This window comes from Lactobacillus sp. (assembly GCF_051893255.1).
GTDB lineage: Bacteria > Bacillota > Bacilli > Lactobacillales > Lactobacillaceae > Lactobacillus.
This window is the reverse complement of record NZ_JBJFHB010000006.1, coordinates 1-4,160: the sequence shown is the minus strand read 5'-3', so window position 1 is coordinate 4,160 and position 4,160 is coordinate 1. Positions and strand designations below refer to the sequence as shown.

Here is a 4,160-nt window from a genome sequence, read left to right as displayed (position 1 = left end):
GATTAACTAATTAAACTTTTTCCGGCGAAAAGCCAGACCGCTTGCCACAATCGCAGTCCCCAACACTAGGAATGCATAAAGGCCTCTGCCCCCTGATTGCGGCAAGTGATAAAATTCATTCTTTTCTTGGTTGATGACATCAATTTGACCATACTTGATGCCGTTATTGTTGCGGTAACTGGTCTTGTAACCTGGTACAGACTCTTCTTCGACGTAGTAGTAATAGGTATTGCCATTTTCATCTTCGTGAGGAAGGTCGCTCCAGGTCTTTTGCCAGTTGTTGGCCGCATCCAAGGTGACTGTTTCTACCTTGGTCTTGGTTGTTTGGTCGATGATTGGCTGTGGGTCTTCCTTGTCAACAAGAACATTGGTAGTCCAACAATTGCTACTTTCTTTTGCAAATATTGTAGTATCACTGTTTAATTGTGGTGAAGTATATGAAGTTGCATTTGGATCAAGATTAGGCTGGATATTATCTGTGTAACTTACCATCCTATTAAATAATATCCATTGAAGCTTTACAGCATTCCCATCATTATCAGCACCATGAATCGTAATTGTAGATCCTTTTTCGATACTATAAGTCTTATCAAAAAACGGTTTATTATTTGGATCATTTGAATGATCGTTATTTCCAAAGTTTGGATTAGCAATAATCACTCTCACATTAATCGAATTTAACTTCTTCGTTACCCGGTAAAGGTCAACCTTAACGCTAGACGCTCCTGGCTTGGCAGCTGTGCCATCTGAGTTGACCCAGTGTTTAGCAACTGTCAGCTGTGAGTAATCGTCTGGAACATAGATTGCCCCACCAGCAGTCTTAAAGAAGTGGATATTGCTTTGCTTACCAATCTCGTTTTTGACCGTGTCGCTCAGGTTTTTGTAAACATCATCTGACGTCTTTTTGCCATTCAGCCACACCAAGTAAAAATACTTGGTGTTCAAACTATACCCGCTTGGCGCCTTACTTTCCTTTAAACGGTAAACCGTATTATTGGATAAGTTGGTCAGATCGAGTTTCCCTTTTTGGTCGGTTACTAATTTGCCATTAACGTTTACGTCTTTAGCTGCAACCTTTTGCCAAGAACTGCCATTGAGTTTTTCTAAGCTAAATTCTGCACCTGGCAGGTTCTTGGTATAATCGTCACTGTCAACTTTATATACTGAAATCTTTTGCTCGGTAATATCGGCAGAAGATGAACTATCTGTCAACTGGGTTGATTCATCGCTTGAATACTTGCCAGCTAAGGAAGCCTTGTTACTGATCGTCGGATTAATGTTGTTATCAGTATCAATGCTGTATTGGTAAACCAAAACGCAAGCAGTTTTATCCGGCAATTCCAGTTTGATCTGGTGAGTATCGCTGTCGTATTTCAGTGAATACAGACTGTGATCAATCTCATCTCCGATATGGTTTTCAGCCTTATAGTCATACTTATAGAGCTTAGTCTTTTGCAGATCCAGGTAAGCATCCATCCCGCTTGATAAAGACAATTGGTCATTCAAGATTACCGTATCACCATCAGGATTCAAGTCTAAGCTTTGCGGGTTAATGTCAACTTGGTAGCCAATCACATTGGTTGGGTTGCCATCGGCATCTTTGATTTGAACGCCTTTTTTCTTTAAAACTGAAACTTCTCTAGTTTCATTGGTCGTTTGCTTATCAGTGTAGCCATTCCAGCTAACGGTGTTGGTGTATGACTTACTGAGCTTGCTCATATCCTCCCAATCATCATCACCTTTAACTGAAGCCTTGTAGGTTAGCTGGATAATGTTACTATTCGAGTTATCGTAGCCATCTGGTACGCTCACCATTAACTTAGTAGTACCATCAGCTTGCTTTTGTGTGGAAACTGATGGCTTTTGAGCGCCATCAAGGTCATAGGTTAGATTGGCATGTTTGTCGTTATCCCACCAAGTTATCTGAGATCTGGTATCCCAATCACTGTAATAAACCTTCGCCTTCAAGCTGCCATCTACGTATGTCATCCCCTTAGGTAAAAGGTCGGTTACCTCTGCCTTGCCAGTGTAACCCTTAGGAAGCTTAACCAAAATTCGGTAGTAAATTTCACCATTCGTTTTATCAAGGTCGGCGTTGAGATCCTCGCCCTTATAGCTGTCAGCAACGCCAGTTAAACTAGCGTCTTTGACCAAATTAGCATCTTTTTTATATTCATGTTGCGCGATGTCTCCTTGATTGATCGAAGTACCGTTAAAAGCAACAAAGTCAGCATAATTCTTGTAAGTCCACGTTTCACCATAGCTAACTTTAGAAATGTTGGCACGAGATGAATAGTGAATGACAAACTTAGTTGGCTTGATTGTCTTACCATCTAAGGGAAGAATTCTCATTGAATAGTACTTAATGTGAGTTTTGCTATCAGTGTGATCAACTTCCTCATAGCTCCCCTGATCTTCTCCGTTCACTTTTTTGACTACATATTTGTAGAAATGAAGATCAACCTTGTAGTCTTGACCTAAAATATACTTTGTTGTCTTAGAACCCTCTTCTGCGATCAGCTCTTGCTTGTTTGGATCCGTTAGTTCTTTGTACAGTTCACTCGCAATGCCATAGTGAGTATCAGTATGTGGCTTCTGTGATTGATCATGAACGCTCACGCTAGTAGCATCTTCAAATATATCTGAAAGATCCACATATTTAGCAATTTTGCCGCTTAGTGTATAAGTAGAAGTCCAGTTATACTTCTTCTCATCACTATTTCCACTAATTGCTTCTTCACTATCAAATTGCTTATGAACTCCATAGCTCTCAGCTGGCACATCAACGCTTTTATCTGAAGAGTAGTGGTGGTTTGTATCATAGAAGTCAGCCTTGTTCTCAACCTTAACCGATTTATCATCAGTTTCCGGTGCCTTGGTCCTATACGTTATCGTGAATCTATCTTTTTTATACTTGTCAGGCAATCTAGAGAAATCAATATAAATCGACTTGTCCCCTTTTTTACCCCTTCTAATCAGTGGGCTTAAATCATACTTTTCGCCAGTGCTATCATCCACAATCTGGATGTCATCTAACAAACTGGAATTATCTGGCAAGTTATCGTACAGAACATAATGGCTAATGTCTTCTTCAGCGTTGTTAACATTAATTCTCCAGTTGATTTCCCCATTTTTGTAAGAACCATCTTTCTGGATCCTGCTATTATGGATCGTCTCCCTATCTCCGTTCCAGCTATCTTTATCCTTTGACTTGGCGTGAATCGAGTTATTAATCTCTTCATAGCCTTCAGTATTGTCTTTGAGATTAGTACTAATCTTGACTGAATAGGTAATTTCGTATGATTCACCCTTATCTAGCTTTGGCAGACTAGAGATTTTAAAAGTAGCTTGATTGCTGCTATTGGTGCTAATCACTGGTTGATACTTGCTCGTACTCAGCTCTGTTTTATTGCCAATAGCGTCAACTTTAACAATCTTAAAGCTGCTCCGATCATAACTCCCGGTAACATTTTTTAAATCATGCAGCGTGTCATCAACGTCAACCGTATCGGGCGTGCCTTTAGTCGTCGATACCTTAACGGTATAGCTAACGCTCTTCTTATCTTCAGCAACAGTCCCTTTCTTTTCAACTTGAATGTCATGGTCCGTATCACCGTTATCCTTCTTCTTGATCACGATGGTCGTGCCAGACCCTGGGAAGTTTAGCTTCTTTTCATCAGAGCTACTGGTATTTTCCAGAGTACCGTTAACAGTTAAAGTACCGGTTTGCTTGGTCTTGGGGTCAAAGTTTTCGTTAAAAGTGATCTCGACCTTCCCATCGGTAGAAATCGTGTAAGTCCCAATTACCTTGCTAGAATCAGTCTTGCTATAAACGTTACCTTTTTGCTCCTTATCAATCTTAAAGCCATCTGGGAATTGGTAGGTAACCTTTGAGCCCTTGCCAGTCAAGCTGCCCATTGGAATCGTATAAGCAAGTTTGGCTCTAACGTTGCTGCCATCAGATAGCGGCGTTGAGCCGTCAACGGCAACCCACTTGCCATTTTGCTGAGTTTCAATGTCTAAGCTGTCAATCCACTTTTTATCAGCTAAATTTGCAGAGCTTTCGGCAGCAACCGCACTATTTGCAGTCCACACGCTGCTCCCAACCTCGACAAAGCTTGGCACCAAGATGCTTAAAGTTAAAATCAATGCAGCAAATA

General features: G+C 40.7%; 1 protein-coding gene. It reads right to left on the bottom strand.

Going from position 1 to position 4,160, the window contains the following annotated elements; all coding sequences use genetic code 11:
• Nucleotides 1-6: 6 nt before the first annotated feature.
• On the bottom strand, nucleotides 7-4,160 hold a 4,154-nt coding region (locus ACI4WN_RS00580; RefSeq protein ID WP_439776524.1), incomplete at its 5' end, for a SpaA isopeptide-forming pilin-related protein.